The sequence below is a fragment of the Priestia sp. USM5 genome, assembly GCF_058323215.1.
On record NZ_JBSGKN010000001.1, the window covers coordinates 2,269,781 to 2,284,625 of the forward strand.

Below are 14,845 nucleotides of genomic sequence, written 5' to 3' on the forward strand. Positions count from 1 at the left end.
CCTTTGTGTACTTCGCTAGCATTTAGTAAATATAGTCCTTATACAAGTCAGACTGAATAACCTTTTTATAAGCGAGACCGTGTTTCTTAGTAAGAGCTTTTACCTCATCTACACAGCTTTGAGCGCTTCTTGGCGATACGTAAATATCGTTGATAAGCTGATGTAAATTACATGTAAGGAGGTTGCCATGCTCGTGAGAAAACTCATACGATCTTTTTTCGAGGATATCCATTCGTTTTTGCCATTGATTTGCGGAAATACCTTGAATTTCGAATAGCTTTTGCAGCTTCCAAGCGTGTATACGACTTGCTACAATAACAAGCCTCAATTCATTTTCATGCTGATAGGATTTGCGCTTGTAAAATAACGTGTCATATACAGAGTGACTGATCATTTCTTTTTGGAAGTCTATGTACTGCACTTTTCCAGAGAAGATTTTATAGCGTAAATCTTTAATACTGCACAATAAGTTTTCATAGGTGGTTTTAATAGCTACGCCATCATTCCCCTTTAAATATAGGTCCCACATTCCAGCAGCTTCGTAATTATTGATATGCCAGGATGAAACAGCAGAAAATTCATGGATTTTTCTTATATAGGTTCTAGAGGTACGGTTATGACGTTCGCCTTTTTTTCTTAACTCTTCTATGTTCCACATCGAAGAGCATCCTTCAAGGGGGTCTGAAAATGCATCAGGTTTTGCGAAAAAAAGCGCATTGGTTTCTAGTAAATCTTGAAAATCAGACAGCGGCATAAATCGCCATACCGTCGGATTATTGTGCACCTTATAGCGTTCATCATAATCGTCATAGCTAGATTCGAATCTTTTGGCATATTCGTACGCTTTCTCTCTATAAGCTAAATCCATTGGTTTTCCTCCTCTGAATGCATATTCATACTTGAATTATAGCACTTAATTGTTGTAATTTTCAAAATTATCCACCTACATTAAGTTCTACTGTTATCAGAAAAGAAGACACACCTCAACATCTACAGCGTGTCTTCTTATTTAATGAAATGAATGTTTTGCTTAACACTTTCACTTTCTGGCTGATTTAATTCCAATAAATAAATTTCATCCGCTCGAAAATCCGTATTCTTCATTTCTTTTTTTAAGGTACGAATAAAGGCAGCTGAACTTTTTCCATAGGCTTCAAAATAATGAAACGTGTGTACAACAAATAAAATGGATGCGCCACTGTAATCTTTTTTGCTCTTTTTTTGAATGTTCTCTAGCACTTTTTCTATATACTCTTCCACAGAACCTTCCGTCTGGATACGGGGTAGAGCAAAATTTCCTGAATTGACCCTCTGTGCATCTTCAAATTCCAGTTTCCCATCTTTGTAAGAAGTAATTTCAATTCGTTTTTCAGTACCATCCGGCTGAATAATTAATCCGTCGTATCCTTGACTTCCAATAATAAGCTTCAATTTTGAATTCCTCGGACAATAAGAAGATTGGCTGAAGCAATAAAGCGGATAAAACTCTTCAAAAAACTTTTTGAAACGCCCTTTTTTAAGTCTGGCTAATTTTATATACTCTTTGTTTTGATGAATCATTTGCTGCGTATGTTCAAAATACTGCTTCATTTCTTCTTGCGTTCTGTACAGATCAAGATCTTTAAATAATTCATCCATCTTTTTCACCTTCAATCCCACCAACTAAAAAAGTCTTCTTACTTAGTAGATACATATTCATAAATGTGTGTGACAATTTTCTTTTTTTAAAGATATAGCTTTTTTAAAACAAAACGTGCACACTTTTCATTTTTTTGCATATCCTGTTATTCGTGCGTTCAATCATAAGCGTACGTTTCAGCCTTTAGTTGTAAAAGATAAACCGTAAAGTTACAGCTGATGGCCGATGATATGCGTCTGCTGATTTCATAAACTATAACAAACAGGAAACTTAACAATAATTGAGGTGTTGGAAATGTTTGATAATGATTACGTAGTTAAAACCATTCACGATTTACATGTAAAACGTACAGAAAGTCAATTAAAAGTTTTATTAACTTATTTTTTCCATAAAAAATAACACGTATTTATAGATGGTAATATATAGTCAGTTGTTACTTGATGTTTTTTATAAGAAGAATAGTTTGATACAAATAAAAAGGAATAGTGGGTAATCCACTATTCCTTTTTTTACTATACTTGCAATTCCCGAATCAGTTCAGCAAGAATTTCAATGCTTCTATCGATATCTGGTAAAGAGGCATAGGCGTAAGAAAGCCGAAGATAACTGCCGGTTTCTTGTGCATAAATACTTCCAGAGTTAAGCAATATCCCTCTTTTTAAAGCACGAGAGTATAAAGATTTCATTGAAATAGAAGGTTGAATATGCACCCATATAAAAAAGCCTCCTTCAGGATTCGTCCATGTTGCTATATCTCCTGCGTATGTTTCCAAAGCATTCAGCATCACTTTTCTTCTTGTTCGCAATTCCGTTCGTACAGTTTCCATATGCTGTTGATATAAACCATTTTTAAACCATTCTGCTGCTACTCTTTGAGATAATGAGCTAGATCCATAATCTGTTTGCATTTTAATATCCGCCAAACGCTCAATGACTGGTTCTGGGCCGACTATCCATCCGATCCGTAATCCCGGGCTTAGTGTTTTAGAAAGACTGCTAACATATAACACGTGTCCATTTTTATCTAAAGCTTTTAATGGCAGCGCAGGCCGTTTATCTAGCCATAATTCGCGGTATAAATCATCTTCAATAATAGGAAGCTGATGTTCCTCACATTCTTTCAACAAATCGTAACGCCTATTTTGTGACATTAATGTTCCCGTTGGGTTATGGAAACATGGATTTGTATATAAAATAGCTTGCCCTTCTTGAGGGTCGGCCCGTTTTATAGCTGTTACTTTTATTCCTTCCTCATCCATAGCAAGGCCTTTGAGTTTCATTCCGGCTGATTGAAATACATGTAAGGAATATAGATAAGAAGGTTTTTCGAGCAAAACCGAAGAGTTTCTTTGCAGCAGTCCAATTGAAATAAGCTGAAGAGCTTGAAGAGCGCCGGAAACAATTAAAATAGAATCTGGAGAAGATTCAATCCCTATTGTTTTCATATATGCACTTAATTCTTTTCGTAAAGGAAAATACCCCTTTGGTTCTTCGTATCCTAGAACCTCCATATTTTCTGCTACTTTTTCTACGGCGTATTTCATTTTGTTTTTAGGAAATATGTCAGATGAAAGCTCTCCTTTGCTTAATTGAATAAGGTTTGAGTTAAATTCGGATTCATTAATATCTTGTACCATTGCTTGACTCGGATGATGCATGCCTGATTTCACATGAACATCCCAATCGGGCGGAGTTGTAGCCAAAAGTGTCCACGTATTATTTATAACGATGGTTCCCTTTCCCATCTTACCTTCAATTAAACCGTCCGCTGTTAATTCCTCTAATGCGGTGATGACCGTACTTCGGTTAACATCAAACATAGCAGCAAGCTTTCGCTGACTAGGAATTTTACTTCCAATCGGCCATTCTCCACGCGCAATTTTCTCTTTCATAAAATCAATGATTTGCTTGTATTTTGGATAACTCGAACTGTTCTCTTGATTCATACACGTACTCCTGTTTTTAAAGTGGTTGGGTTAATTGCTTTCAAACTGGTTGAAGACATTTTATCAAATGTTTATTAACATGGGAACCACAATAGATACTGGTTGGATTCAAAATGAAAAATGGAGATGAATAGGTATGAAATTAACGTTTAGTCTGGTGTTCTTACATATACTGATGATTAGCTTATGGGCTTCAGCATTTCCAGTTATTCAAATAGGGCTGGAATCGTTTTCTCCTCAGCACCTCGCTTTTGTTCGGTTAAGTATTGCTTCTGTAGTGCTGTTAGTTATTGCAATAGCCACACGCATGCCCTTGCCTGACATAAAAGATATTCCACTTCTTTTAGCTCTCGGTTTTTTAGGTTTTGCCGTCTATCACACGGCCTTAAACATTGGAGAAAAAACGGTAAGTGCGGGTATTGCGAGTTTACTGATCTCGACTACTCCTATTTTTTCTTCGCTTTTAGCTATTTTTCTTTTTCAGGAGGAGTTCGGAAAAAGAAAATGGATTGGATCTGCAGTAAGCTTTGCGGGTATTGTACTTTTAACCTTCAGCAAAGAGAATTTTGTACACTCAGTTAATGGAATCTTACTGGTTCTGCTAGCTGCCCTTGCAGAAAGCGTCTATATAGTATGTCAAAAAAATTTATTAAAAAAATATGGTTTCCTTTCTTTTGTGACGTACAGTATTTGGGGAGCTGCAATTTCTATGCTTGTTTTTTTACCTGGGTTAGAAACGGAACTTGCGTATATCTCTGTCAGATCAGCAATAAGCGTGATATATTTAGGATTATTTCCAACCGTTATTCCCTATATGGTACTCGCTTATCTGACATCGCGTATAGGTTCTGCTGAGGCTGCCATCTCTCTTTACTTAACTCCTGCGCTGTCCTTTTTCTTAGCGTGGCTGCTTTTAAAAGATATCCCGAGTGCAGCTTCCATTGTTGGAAGCATCATTACGTTATGCGGCGTGTTGCTTACACATAGTAAAAGAGAGAAAGTTCACAATGCAAAGGTAATGCGTAGGGCTTAGGGAATTCTCTTAAATGCTATGTTTTTTATTTATATATTTTATTTAGAATATACTTTAATTTCTTCTTTTTGCAGTTTAATTAATAATTAATATAAAAAAGCGCCTTTCTTTAATGTTTGAAATTTAAAGAAAGGCGCTTTTTTATGTAGTTTCTAATTCTGCTTTTATTTTCCCAGCCACTGCGTGAGTCAGCTGCTGAAGATCGTAAATCTCTTCTCCTGAAAGTACTACGTGTCCGTTTAAAACGTGGTTATGTTTATATGCTCGATACGTCACTTCAATACTTTTTATCGCACGCTCTACTTCATCGTTCACCATAATGTTTTCGTAGTGATAGGACAGTGTTTCAATTCGAATCTGCGTATTTTTCATATTCATTCACCCTCCATGAACTGTTGACTAAAAATATGACTGTTAGAGGTGAACTATACATAGAACCTTTTTTGTTACCACCTACTTTGTTATTTAGAACATATTTTAATTACTTAATTGATGTTTGCTATTCTTATTTTATAAAATCCCAAACCAAAACCCCGCTCTTCGGAGCAGGGTTTTATTGCTTGTAGTACCAACCTTTTTTATCTAAAAACTGCTTAACTTTTACGAAATCAAGTCCAGCTACTGTGAGTTCGGCTGACGGATTACCTATTGCATGTACATTTAATTCACTGTCAATTCCTTCATTCTTTAAGAAAGCACGGAACTCCGTTTCCATGTCTTTACTTAATCCACCTGTTTTAATTGTAACTGGGATAGGTTCTACGTCTTTCATTTGCACAAATCCACCCGGAACAGCCCATGCTGCATACGTATAGCCATATACGCTAAATACCGTATCTTTTTTTATAGTTCTAAAATTTTTTGTTACATTGGCATACTTGTAAACCCCAATATCCTTCTTCGCTTTTACTTGGAAAGAATATTTATCTCCCAGTGAAGTAACCTTAGGTAATGCTTCTTCTATAGGATTGCTTACACCTTTAAGCAATTCCATCATTTTAGCTAATGTTTTCTCATCAGCTTTTCCAGTTGACGTTAATCCATACTTTTCTTGAAAAGCTTTAACAGCTGCAACGGTTTCATTTCCGTATTGGGCATCGGTTCCTTGCTGGGAAAGCTCAAATCCTAATTTAGTTAAGTTTTGCTGCAGTTCTTTTACAGCTAGTCCGCTATCACCTTGCTGCAATTGTGCTGATGGCTGATTATTTTCCACCATCGTCACCCCTGTGTTAATACTATTAAAGAAATCCAGATCCATTTCATTGATATCAACATTGCCTTTAATCCCGTTTACTTTTCCTTGATCTGTATATTGAAACATAGACCATCTATCCCAAATGGCCGTATCACCTGGATTAGTAAATCCCTTGGAACGGTTACTTCCACTGTAACGAGCTATCCATAGCGGATATCTTGCCACGGCGCTTGTAAAATTGGATTTAATAAAACTATACCCGGTGTAAAGAATAGGCGTAATGCTTGTTTTCCTTTCAATATATTCCATCCATCTAACTGCAAAGGCTGTGACCTGCGCTTTTGTTTTTCCTTTATTTTCTTCCAAATCTAAGCAATGAGGCAAATCAACCTTCATGCTGCCTAATTTATTTAAAAAGAAATTAACTTCTGCAATAGGATCATTATCAGCATGAGCAAAGTGATAAAAGCCTACACGTAGACCTGCATTTTTTGCTCCTATATAATTATCATATGATTTTTTATCTAAGAAGGTTGTACCTTCTGTTAATTTAATATACGCGCCTTTTACCCCATCCGACGCCACTTTTGCCCAATTAATTGTTCCGTTGTGATGAGAAACATCAATGACCTTAATATTTTGATTATTACGGTTTTGCATTGTTATCACTCCTTCATACAAACTATGAATAAAAGAGGAAATGGCAACTGATACAGGCCTATTAAATAGATATTAGGCTTTATAAAAAACCGTACAATAAGAAGGGCTTTTGGTAGCCTTACCTTATTATAAGAAATGAATTTGTGCAATTTCATAACGTTAGAAGAGCTATATTCGTTTATACTAATAATATGAAGATATACTGTATAAAAAATGGAGGAATATGATGTCTTTAATAAAAGAAGCACGTAGGTATGCAGAACACGCTCATACCGGCCAAATGCGCAAGCTTTCCGATACACCTTATATTGTTCATCCTATTAACGTAGGTAATATTTTAGAAAAAGCAGGTTTTAGTGAAGAAGTAATTGCAGCAGCTTATCTGCATGATGCTGTAGAAGATACAAGTGTAACACTCGAAGAAATTGTACAAAGATTTGGTTTAGAGGTAGCAGGGATTGTTGAAGCTCATACAGAAAACAAATCAAAAAGCTGGGAAGAACGTAAACAGCATACAATTCAAATTGTGAAAACTGGTTCTCTTGAAGTGAAATCTTTAATTGTAGCAGATAAATTAGACAATTTACGGTCTTTAAAAGAAAGCTACGATCAGCAAGGAGATACGATTTGGAATAGTTTTAAAAGAGGATTCGAAAAACAGAAATGGTACTACGAGTCCATCAGCAAATACGCTGAAAAAGGATTGGAACCAAGCCAAATTCCAAGTTTTTTTAATACGTACAAACAAGAAGTAAATGATTTTTTTAGAAGTTAATATTCATATGAAGAAATTAGAAAACACTGAAAATAACTATTGCGAACGTGCGTCATACGTATTAAAATATAGTAGAGTCAACAGGCAATAAAGACTCTACATAAGCGGGACTGTAGTTCAGTGGGAGAATACTTGTCTGGCAGACAAGGGGTCGTGGGTTCGAATCCCATCAGTTCCATAAAACCAGTCGCATCAAGAGTTTAAAACACTTTAAAACTCTGCCGGATGGAATGGGTGTAATACTATTTCATCTGACCTCTTCATGATTTTCATGAAGAGGTTTTTTATTTTCTTTTTACGATTGATCCTCATGATTTTTATAATTATTCTTTTCACTGCTCCTGCTTACAATTTCTCTAAGTTCGCCCTCGTCGCCTTTTGCATTGATGATTTCAAAAAGCTGATTCAGCCCTTCACTTGTTTCATCGTTTGGTTCTTTGCTCATTCTATCCCCTCCTTTTGCTTTTAGGGTGCCCATCTTTTTCGCATTGTTTCATGTAAAAAGCAATTTATCAATATTAATCGGCCATAAAAGTATACCTTTACGATCCTTGTACGATTACTGGTTGTACAGATATACTCAATCAATCCTTGAAATTTTGCAGCGTTTTATAGGGTTTCTAATACTCATCTATAATGAAATAATCATCACAAACTTCGTTAAAATCGTTCTCTTCTTGGAGATCTCCTTCTTTATCTTTAGATATCTCGGTTTCTTGTGTAAATAGTCTAAAAAGCTTGTTTAACATTGTTTCACCTCGTATCTTTCATTAATACATTCAGTATGATTCATTTATATGAAGCCAGTATGAATTGAAACTTAAGATAATGTGAATGTAGACATGAACGTGAGATGTTAAGCATGCTTATATCCTGGACAAAAAAGTTACTTCATTCTACTTATGTATTATCGCTTTGCTTCTTGAGTCCTCAACTTCTTTAAATGCCGTTCAAATCGCTTGCGTAATCGGAATTATACGTTTGCTTGTTTTTCTTTAGTTATATCTACAATCAAACGAAAAAACGCAAGCTATAAAAAAGAACTTTGGATGCTACTGTAAAGTTCTTTTCATAAACACTTACCGTTTGTTAAGAACTGTATTAAATATGAAATAGCTCATACACTTCTCATACAATCGCTAAGACCTATTCAGTTAACAGTCCTTCTTACGTTTTTTCTCGAACCATCCATATGCAATTTCAGCTTCAATTTCTTTATTTCCTGGAGAAACTAAGAAAATAACGTATGAACCGTTGTTTGGAAAGATAAATTTGCCGTCTTCATCACTTACTAATGTACTTTTCGGCGGAACAACACGGTTAAATACGTTTATCCCTTTAGCAGGAACGCCTTTTACCATTTCTGCAAATTTAATTTTCCCTTTTGGCTTTGAACGTATTGTAGTATTTGCTGGACTCACATTATCTGAAGTTGTTCCTTTTCCAGGGGGGATAGAATTAAACCAAATTTCAGCAGTAAAAGGTTCGTTTGAATAGTTAGTGATAGTAAAAGCATTCACAAATAAATCTACTCCGGAGCCGGAAGGGTTCACTAATCCGCCCGAAGCGTTTCTATTTCCACCAAAACGAATAGGCTCAGTTTGTCCAACAAAATAGTCTCCTTTTAACGATTGATATAAAGGATTAGGTATATTAACGGATTTAATATACGGTTTGCTCGACTCGTAATTTGACATACAATCGTCTCCTTTCTGGACTATATTTTAGGAGTTTTTTCTGTAAATGCTTGGACACATGCATATATAAATATATTTAATCTTTATATAAACGCAAAAAGATAGACCCGGTACTGAGCCTATCTTTTTCTATCGTTTTTACAAAAAATTTCTCCTTGGCCCTTTCCTTACTAATGCCCTCGTCGACTGCTGGTGTATAAACGGATTGTTTTTTTGACTTTATATTGCGATGCTTTTTTAATCCGTCTACTACCCCTTCTTAAAGTAGTAATCACCTATTCTTTTGTAGTCATAAAATGAAGAATCCTTACCTTTTTTTCACAATACTCAATAATTTCATAACAGGTTGTGAGGATATCATGTCTAGACAGTTCTATTTCATCCAATACAAACTTTGAAAGCTGCTTTTGCAGAACCTCCAACTTTTTGCTGTCTTCTTCATCGATCCATAGTCCTTCCGTAATACACACATCTGCTAGTTTGTTAATAGATTGAGCCGTCCAGTTTAAGCCGGCTGAAGAAACGGTTATTGTCAGTAGATCATTTTTTATAGCTAGAATAACTTGACACACATGGGTATAGACATCAACTTTCTTTTGGATAAATGCTTTGCGAAGCTCTTGCTTGTATTGCTCTTTCGACATCGCTATAGCTACGACAGACGTAATGAATGTTCCTGCCAGCGCGATGAGCGACCCTATCAAAATTCCTATCATTTCTTCTGACAAAACGTTCACCTCTTTAAAGATATTTCTATATGCTATGGGACTGAAGGAAATGATATGAGGATAAATACCATGTAAAAACAGCCCTAACTTAGAAAAGTTAGGGCTGAAACACTAAAATATGATGGTAACCAAATTAGATAATACGACTTGTAATGATTCCTTCAATTTGACCAATTTTTTCTTCTAGCTCAGGCACAATCTCGTCACTTACTTGATTGTCAATATCGATCATTGTATATGCATATTCACCGCGGCTTCTGTTCACCATATCTGCGATGTTTAAATTGTAGTTTGAGAATACTTGCGTAAGCTGTCCTACCATATTCGGTACGTTGTGATGGAAAGCAGCTACGCGTTTTTTCCCAGTGTAAGGTAGAGATGCATTCGGGAAGTTCACTGAATTTTTAACGTTTCCTGTTTCTAAGAAATTTTTCACTTGACGTGCTGCCATTACCGCACAGTTTTCTTCTGATTCTTGAGTTGATGCCCCTAAATGAGGAATTGGCACAACATTTTTCATGTTCAAGACATTTTGATTTGGGAAATCTGTAATATATCGACCAACTTTTCCACTTTCAAGAGCAGCTTTCATATCTTCTTCGTTTACAAGCTCACCGCGTGAGAAGTTCAAAATATGAACATCAGGTTTCATGATGCTAAACGTTTCTTTATTGAAAACACCTTTTGTGTCGTCCGTTAATGGAACGTGAACCGTAATATAGTCAGATGCTGCAAATAGTTCTTCTAGAGACATTGCACGCTGTACGTTGCGAGACAAATTCCAAGCTGTATTAACAGAAATGAATGGATCAAAACCAATTACGTCCATATCTAAATCAAGCGCGTCGTTTGCTACAAGAGCACCAATTGCACCTAAACCAATAACGCCTAATGTTTTACCTTTGATTTCTTTTCCAACAAACTGTTTTTTACCTGCTTCAACTAACTTAGGAATTTGATCACCTTGGCCGTCTAATCCTTTTGTCCATTCAACTCCAGCAAATAAGTTACGAGAAGAAGCCATAATTGTAGTTAAAACCATTTCTTTTACTGCGTTTGCATTAGCTCCTGGCGTATTAAATACAACGATACCTTGCTCTGTGCAAGCGTCCACCGGTATATTATTAACCCCTGCTCCAGCTCGTGCAATAGCTTTTAAATTTTGGTCAAATGCCATGCTGTGCATGTTAAAGCTACGCACGACAATCGCATCTGGATTTTCGCTGTCGTTGTCAATTTGATAACCTTCTTGATTAAAAACATTTAGACCTTTTTGTGCAATGTTGTTTAATGTTTTGATTGTTTGTACTTTTTCTAATGTTAATGTGCTCATTTTGTACTCTCCTCTGATTATCATCGTAGTTTTACATGTTTTTACCTTTGGATAAAGGAACTTCATTTTTAATTTTTTTAAAAGTCTGGTTTTTTAGCCTACATGTCTGATAACTTCTATATCCTCTCCCCCTAAACAGAAAGAGGTAAGAGATATGTATTAATCCCTTACCTCTGCCCAGGCGAACGGCTACGTCACTATATGCTTCCTCACGGTTATCCGCGTTTCGCCAGTCACATATAGTCTTTGAAATTAAGTATATTCTAGCAAACTCTTTCAGAACGTTCAACCTTTTTTTAAAAGTTTGCTTTTTTCAGTCTAATTTTTAATCTCTTTAGTGAATCTCCTAATATATTGACAAATATCCTAATACATGTTAAATAAAAAGAGTGATTAGCACTCTATCCACTCAAGTGCTAATTATTTTATAAGCCCTATTGAAAGGAGAACTTCTTATGTCAAAAAAAGAATTCAAAGCCGAATCAAAGCGATTATTAGAGATGATGATTAATTCCATCTATTCTCAAAAAGAAGTATTTTTGAGAGAACTTCTATCAAATTCAAGCGATGCAATCGATAAAATTTATTACAAAGCCTTAACAGACGACTCCTTGCGTTTTAACAAAGAAAGCTATTACATAAAAGTAATACCAGATAAAACTAACCGTACCTTAACCATTACGGATACTGGGATTGGCATGACGCAAGAAGAGCTTGAAAGTAGCTTGGGCACAATTGCGCGAAGCGGTTCCCTTGCGTTTAAAAATGAAAATGAAACAAAGGACGGACACACGATTATCGGCCAATTCGGCGTTGGGTTTTACGCAGCGTTTATGGTGGCAGATGTCGTAACGGTGATTAGTAAAGCGTTAGGCAGCAATGAAGCCTATAAATGGGAATCTACTGGTGCTGATGGTTATACAATCGAACCTTGCGAAAAAGAAACGGTTGGAACTCAAATCATTTTAAAAATCAAAGAAAATACAGAAGATGAAACATATGATGAGTATCTAGAAGAGTATCGTTTAAAAGAGATCATTAAAAAGTATTCAGACTTTATCCGCTACCCGATTAAAATGGACATAACGGAAAAACGTCCTAAAGAAGGTTCTGATAACGAGCTAGAAGATTATACAGAAGAGCAAGTTATCAACAGTATGGTACCGATCTGGAAGAAAAATAAAAATGAATTGACTTCAGAAGACTATGAGCAATTTTATTCAGAAAAGCGCTACGGGTTTGATAAACCGCTCACTCACCTTCACATTAATGTAGATGGAACGATTCGCTACAATGCTATTTTATTTATTCCAGAAAATAGTCCGTTTGATTACTACTCAAAAGAATTTGAAAAAGGACTTGAACTGTATTCAAACGGCGTATTAATTATGAATAAATGCGCAGATCTTCTTCCAGACTACTTTAGCTTCGTGAAAGGTATGGTAGATTCTGAAGATTTATCTCTTAATATTTCGCGTGAAATCTTACAGCAAGATCGCCAGCTTCAGCTGATTGCCAAAAACATCGGCAAGAAAATCAAAAATGAATTAAAAAGTTTGCTTAAAAACGAACGTGAAAAGTACGAGAAGTTTTATGAATCATTTGGCCGTCAGCTAAAATACGGCGTTTACAGTGACTTTGGCAGCAACAAAGATGTATTAAAAGACCTGCTTTTATTCTATTCTTCTACAGAGAAAAAGCTCGTAACACTAGACGAGTATGTATCACGCATGCCTGAGGATCAAAAGTATATCTATTATGCATCAGGCGAATCGTACAACCGCATTGAAAAGCTTCCTCAAGCAGAATTAGTTGCAGATAAAGGGTACGAAATTCTGTATTTTACAGAAGATATCGATGAATTTGCGATTAAAATGTTAATGACGTACAAAGAAAAAGAATTTAAGTCTGTTTCAAGTAGTGACTTAGGGATTGAAGCAGAAGAAGAACAGCTCAATGAGTCTGAGGAAAAAGAAAATAAAGAGCTATTTGACTATATGAAAAAAGCTTTGGCGGGAAAAGTAGGAGATGTGCGCGCGTCTAAACGTTTAAAAACACACCCCGTTTGCTTATCAGCTGATGGTGAAGTAACGATTGAAATGGAGAAAATTTTAAGTGCTATGCCTGACAATCAGCATGTAAAAGCAGAAAAAGTGTTAGAAATTAACGTAAATCATGATGTATTCGCTTCTTTAAAAGATGCATTTGAAAATGATAAAGGGAAATTAGACCTTTATACAAATTTATTATATAACCAAGCTCTTCTAATTGAAGGCTTATCTATTAGTGATCCCGTGGAATTCACAAACGATATTTGTAAAATTATGATATAAAAATCAGGCGCAGAATCATTCTGCGCCTGATTATATGTATGGCATAATAAAAGTAGTTATATAGTAAGAAGCGATAAAAATGGGTACGGGCAGTTCTTCTGTTACTCTTATTGAGTGTTTGCCTTCTTTAAAATGAAAAAGATCTGATTTAAACTCTGCGACTTTTTCTCTTTTTCCATTAAAAATACACGCTTCCTCTACGGCTTCATGACTGCTTAACATGTAGACGTTATTTCCCCATCTAATTTCTTGTGCTCCTTCGTTTTTGATTATTCCTTTACCTAATAGATCCCCCACTGTTTTTCCATTTTCTTTTATCACCCACCGGTGTTTTTTCATGTGATTAATAAACACCGTTCTTCCTTCCCATTGAACTTGTACATGTACCTTTAAGCCGCAGGAAAAGATAGGAAACCAAGAAATAGAATCTAAAACTGGAAGTCCATCACGAGTTAAAAAATCAATACTTTTAGTCCACATATTTTTATGCACTCTCTTAAGCTGTCCGACATTTTCTCCATTTTCATTTGTAACTGCTACGGTCTTCCCCGCCGATTTAAAATAGGGAAGATAAAAGATATATTCTTGCATATAATCCTCCAAAGCTTCTGTACCTCATATTAACAGCGTGTACATAGTTATGTTTCTATCTTTCATATATTTCGTTTGTTTCTTTGGATTTCTTCCTTTGTTTAAATTGGCTCTGATTTTCTTTTAAATGCTTTAGTAAAGCAACAATCAAGAAACTAACAATCACAAGAAGAAGCCAAGAGCTAATTTTACTTATATGAACCATTGTCCATTGCTGCTGTTGATCTGGATACTGCCATGCTCCGAAAAATGTTGCGATATTTTCAGCGATCCAAATGAAAAAGCCAATCAGTACAAAAGACAATACTAAAGGCATGCGATATGTACGTTTGTTAACCGTAAAATATACAAAAGTTCGATAAAAAATAAGTAAAGTAAAAAGTTTTAAAAACCAGCGGAAGTCGTAAATGAAATGATGCGTGAAAAAGTTAAGGTAAATAGTCATACTTAGTATACTGACAATCCACGTAGAAGGCCAATTCGCAAGCTTTAATTCAAGCCTTCTCCACACTTGGCACATGTAGCTGGCTACACTAGCATACATAAATCCGCTGTACAGCGGAACTCCCCAGACTTTAGTGAAAGCTTTTTCCGGATAGCTCCATGAGCCCATATGAACTTTGTAGAGTTCTAACGCTAGTCCAATTAAATGAAATACTGCAATGACTTTTACTTCATCAAGCGTTTCTCGTTTAAACGCCACCATTAAAACTTGAGTTCCTAGACAGACTAATAAAATAAGGTCATATCTAGAAATAAACGGTACTTCAATTATTTTTGTCATGGCCAATGTAAGAAAAATAATAACAGGAAAAACACAAGATTTTGCTTGTTCTAAACCAAAATAGATTAATTGCTTCATTGTAACATCCTATCTTTATAGTATTCCTTAGTATTTTCACAGAAATGATTCCC

14 protein-coding genes, 1 tRNA gene and 1 riboswitch are annotated in these 14,845 nt (G+C 35.6%); of the genes, 4 read left to right on the forward strand and 11 right to left on the reverse strand.

Features of this window, described 5'->3' with window-relative positions; genetic code table 11:
* Nucleotides 1-22: 22 nt before the first annotated feature.
* From ACWATA_RS12375 to pdxR, 3 genes are all read right to left on the reverse strand, one after another.
* A complete protein-coding gene (locus ACWATA_RS12375) occupies nucleotides 23-868 on the reverse strand; it encodes a DUF2971 domain-containing protein (RefSeq protein WP_154988750.1) in 846 nt (281 codons plus the stop codon).
* A gap of 137 nt (nucleotides 869-1,005) precedes the next feature.
* Nucleotides 1,006-1,638 carry a hypothetical protein gene (locus ACWATA_RS12380; protein ID WP_034266280.1) on the reverse strand — a complete coding sequence of 211 codons (633 nt, stop codon included), beginning with the start codon at nucleotides 1,636-1,638 and terminating at the stop codon, nucleotides 1,006-1,008.
* 513 nt (nucleotides 1,639-2,151) lie between these two features.
* Nucleotides 2,152-3,585 (reverse strand): MocR-like pyridoxine biosynthesis transcription factor PdxR, encoded by a 1,434-nt coding sequence (pdxR, locus tag ACWATA_RS12385; protein WP_473049886.1) that lies wholly within the window; start codon nucleotides 3,583-3,585, stop codon nucleotides 2,152-2,154.
* Nucleotides 3,586-3,721: 136 nt separating this feature from the next.
* On the opposite strand from pdxR, the gene ACWATA_RS12390 reads away from it, so the two are divergent.
* The gene (locus ACWATA_RS12390; RefSeq protein ID WP_098112633.1) at nucleotides 3,722-4,618 is read left to right on the forward strand and encodes a DMT family transporter; all 897 of its coding nucleotides are present in this window, start codon (nucleotides 3,722-3,724) and stop codon (nucleotides 4,616-4,618) included.
* A gap of 141 nt (nucleotides 4,619-4,759) precedes the next feature.
* Here the strand turns inward: ACWATA_RS12390 and ACWATA_RS12395 are convergent, their stop codons facing one another.
* Nucleotides 4,760-4,990, reverse strand: a complete 231-nt coding sequence (locus ACWATA_RS12395; protein ID WP_228307756.1) for a hypothetical protein — start codon at nucleotides 4,988-4,990, stop codon at nucleotides 4,760-4,762.
* 181 nt (nucleotides 4,991-5,171) lie between these two features.
* Nucleotides 5,172-6,473, reverse strand: coding sequence for a GH25 family lysozyme (locus ACWATA_RS12400; protein ID WP_154972921.1), 1,302 nt, complete (start codon nucleotides 6,471-6,473; stop codon nucleotides 5,172-5,174).
* Nucleotides 6,474-6,699: 226 nt separating this feature from the next.
* Here ACWATA_RS12400 and ACWATA_RS12405 point away from each other — a divergent pair, with 226 nt between their 5' ends.
* Together ACWATA_RS12405 and ACWATA_RS12410 are read left to right on the forward strand one after the other, a co-directional pair.
* Complete coding sequence (locus tag ACWATA_RS12405) at nucleotides 6,700-7,248, forward strand: HD domain-containing protein (protein ID WP_098112631.1); 549 nt, start codon at nucleotides 6,700-6,702, stop codon at nucleotides 7,246-7,248.
* A gap of 106 nt (nucleotides 7,249-7,354) precedes the next feature.
* A tRNA-Ala gene (locus ACWATA_RS12410) sits at nucleotides 7,355-7,426 on the forward strand.
* 117 nt (nucleotides 7,427-7,543) lie between these two features.
* On the opposite strand, the gene ACWATA_RS12415 is transcribed toward ACWATA_RS12410, so the two are convergent.
* From ACWATA_RS12415 to ACWATA_RS12430, 4 genes are all read right to left on the reverse strand, one after another.
* Complete coding sequence (locus ACWATA_RS12415) at nucleotides 7,544-7,693, reverse strand: hypothetical protein (protein WP_167387320.1); 150 nt, start codon at nucleotides 7,691-7,693, stop codon at nucleotides 7,544-7,546.
* A 709-nt stretch (nucleotides 7,694-8,402) separates the two neighbouring features.
* Nucleotides 8,403-8,945: a DUF6143 family protein gene (locus tag ACWATA_RS12420; RefSeq protein ID WP_473049887.1), complete on the reverse strand. Its 543-nt coding sequence runs from the start codon at nucleotides 8,943-8,945 to the stop codon at nucleotides 8,403-8,405.
* Between the two features lie 275 nt (nucleotides 8,946-9,220).
* Nucleotides 9,221-9,673, reverse strand: coding sequence for a hypothetical protein (locus tag ACWATA_RS12425; protein WP_473049888.1), 453 nt, complete (start codon nucleotides 9,671-9,673; stop codon nucleotides 9,221-9,223).
* 133 nt (nucleotides 9,674-9,806) lie between these two features.
* Nucleotides 9,807-11,006: a phosphoglycerate dehydrogenase gene (locus ACWATA_RS12430; protein ID WP_013057119.1), complete on the reverse strand. Its 1,200-nt coding sequence runs from the start codon at nucleotides 11,004-11,006 to the stop codon at nucleotides 9,807-9,809.
* 168 nt (nucleotides 11,007-11,174) lie between these two features.
* A riboswitch (ZMP/ZTP riboswitch) is annotated at nucleotides 11,175-11,253 on the reverse strand.
* A 208-nt stretch (nucleotides 11,254-11,461) separates the two neighbouring features.
* Between ACWATA_RS12430 and htpG the strand changes: the two genes are divergently transcribed.
* Nucleotides 11,462-13,339: a molecular chaperone HtpG gene (htpG, locus tag ACWATA_RS12435; protein WP_098112628.1), complete on the forward strand. Its 1,878-nt coding sequence runs from the start codon at nucleotides 11,462-11,464 to the stop codon at nucleotides 13,337-13,339.
* 30 nt (nucleotides 13,340-13,369) lie between these two features.
* Here htpG and ACWATA_RS12440 read toward each other — a convergent pair whose 3' ends face one another.
* Together ACWATA_RS12440 and ACWATA_RS12445 are read right to left on the reverse strand one after the other, a co-directional pair.
* Entirely contained in the window at nucleotides 13,370-13,930 is a 561-nt protein-coding gene (locus tag ACWATA_RS12440; protein ID WP_154972920.1) for a tubby C-terminal domain-like protein, read from the reverse strand.
* A gap of 55 nt (nucleotides 13,931-13,985) precedes the next feature.
* Nucleotides 13,986-14,792 carry a DUF817 domain-containing protein gene (locus tag ACWATA_RS12445; RefSeq protein WP_028413304.1) on the reverse strand — a complete coding sequence of 269 codons (807 nt, stop codon included), beginning with the start codon at nucleotides 14,790-14,792 and terminating at the stop codon, nucleotides 13,986-13,988.
* Between the last annotated feature and the right edge of the window lie 53 nt (nucleotides 14,793-14,845).

Excerpts from the sequence above, each read along its gene's own strand:
- ACWATA_RS12405 (WP_098112631.1), top strand. The coding sequence starts at position 6,700 with ATGTCTTTAATAAAAGAAGCACGTAGGTATGCAGAACACGCTCATACC.
- ACWATA_RS12395 (WP_228307756.1), bottom strand. The coding sequence starts at position 4,990 with ATGAAAAATACGCAGATTCGAATTGAAACACTGTCCTATCACTACGAA.
- ACWATA_RS12440 (WP_154972920.1), bottom strand. The coding sequence starts at position 13,930 with ATGCAAGAATATATCTTTTATCTTCCCTATTTTAAATCGGCGGGGAAG.
- ACWATA_RS12420 (WP_473049887.1), bottom strand. The coding sequence starts at position 8,945 with ATGTCAAATTACGAGTCGAGCAAACCGTATATTAAATCCGTTAATATA.
- ACWATA_RS12445 (WP_028413304.1), bottom strand. The coding sequence starts at position 14,792 with ATGAAGCAATTAATCTATTTTGGTTTAGAACAAGCAAAATCTTGTGTT.
- ACWATA_RS12390 (WP_098112633.1), top strand. The coding sequence starts at position 3,722 with ATGAAATTAACGTTTAGTCTGGTGTTCTTACATATACTGATGATTAGC.
- ACWATA_RS12400 (WP_154972921.1), bottom strand. The coding sequence starts at position 6,473 with ATGCAAAACCGTAATAATCAAAATATTAAGGTCATTGATGTTTCTCAT.
- ACWATA_RS12430 (WP_013057119.1), bottom strand. The coding sequence starts at position 11,006 with ATGAGCACATTAACATTAGAAAAAGTACAAACAATCAAAACATTAAAC.
- htpG (WP_098112628.1), top strand. The coding sequence starts at position 11,462 with ATGTCAAAAAAAGAATTCAAAGCCGAATCAAAGCGATTATTAGAGATG.
- ACWATA_RS12415 (WP_167387320.1), bottom strand. The coding sequence starts at position 7,693 with ATGAGCAAAGAACCAAACGATGAAACAAGTGAAGGGCTGAATCAGCTT.
- ACWATA_RS12380 (WP_034266280.1), bottom strand. The coding sequence starts at position 1,638 with ATGGATGAATTATTTAAAGATCTTGATCTGTACAGAACGCAAGAAGAA.
- ACWATA_RS12375 (WP_154988750.1), bottom strand. The coding sequence starts at position 868 with ATGGATTTAGCTTATAGAGAGAAAGCGTACGAATATGCCAAAAGATTC.
- pdxR (WP_473049886.1), bottom strand. The coding sequence starts at position 3,585 with ATGAATCAAGAGAACAGTTCGAGTTATCCAAAATACAAGCAAATCATT.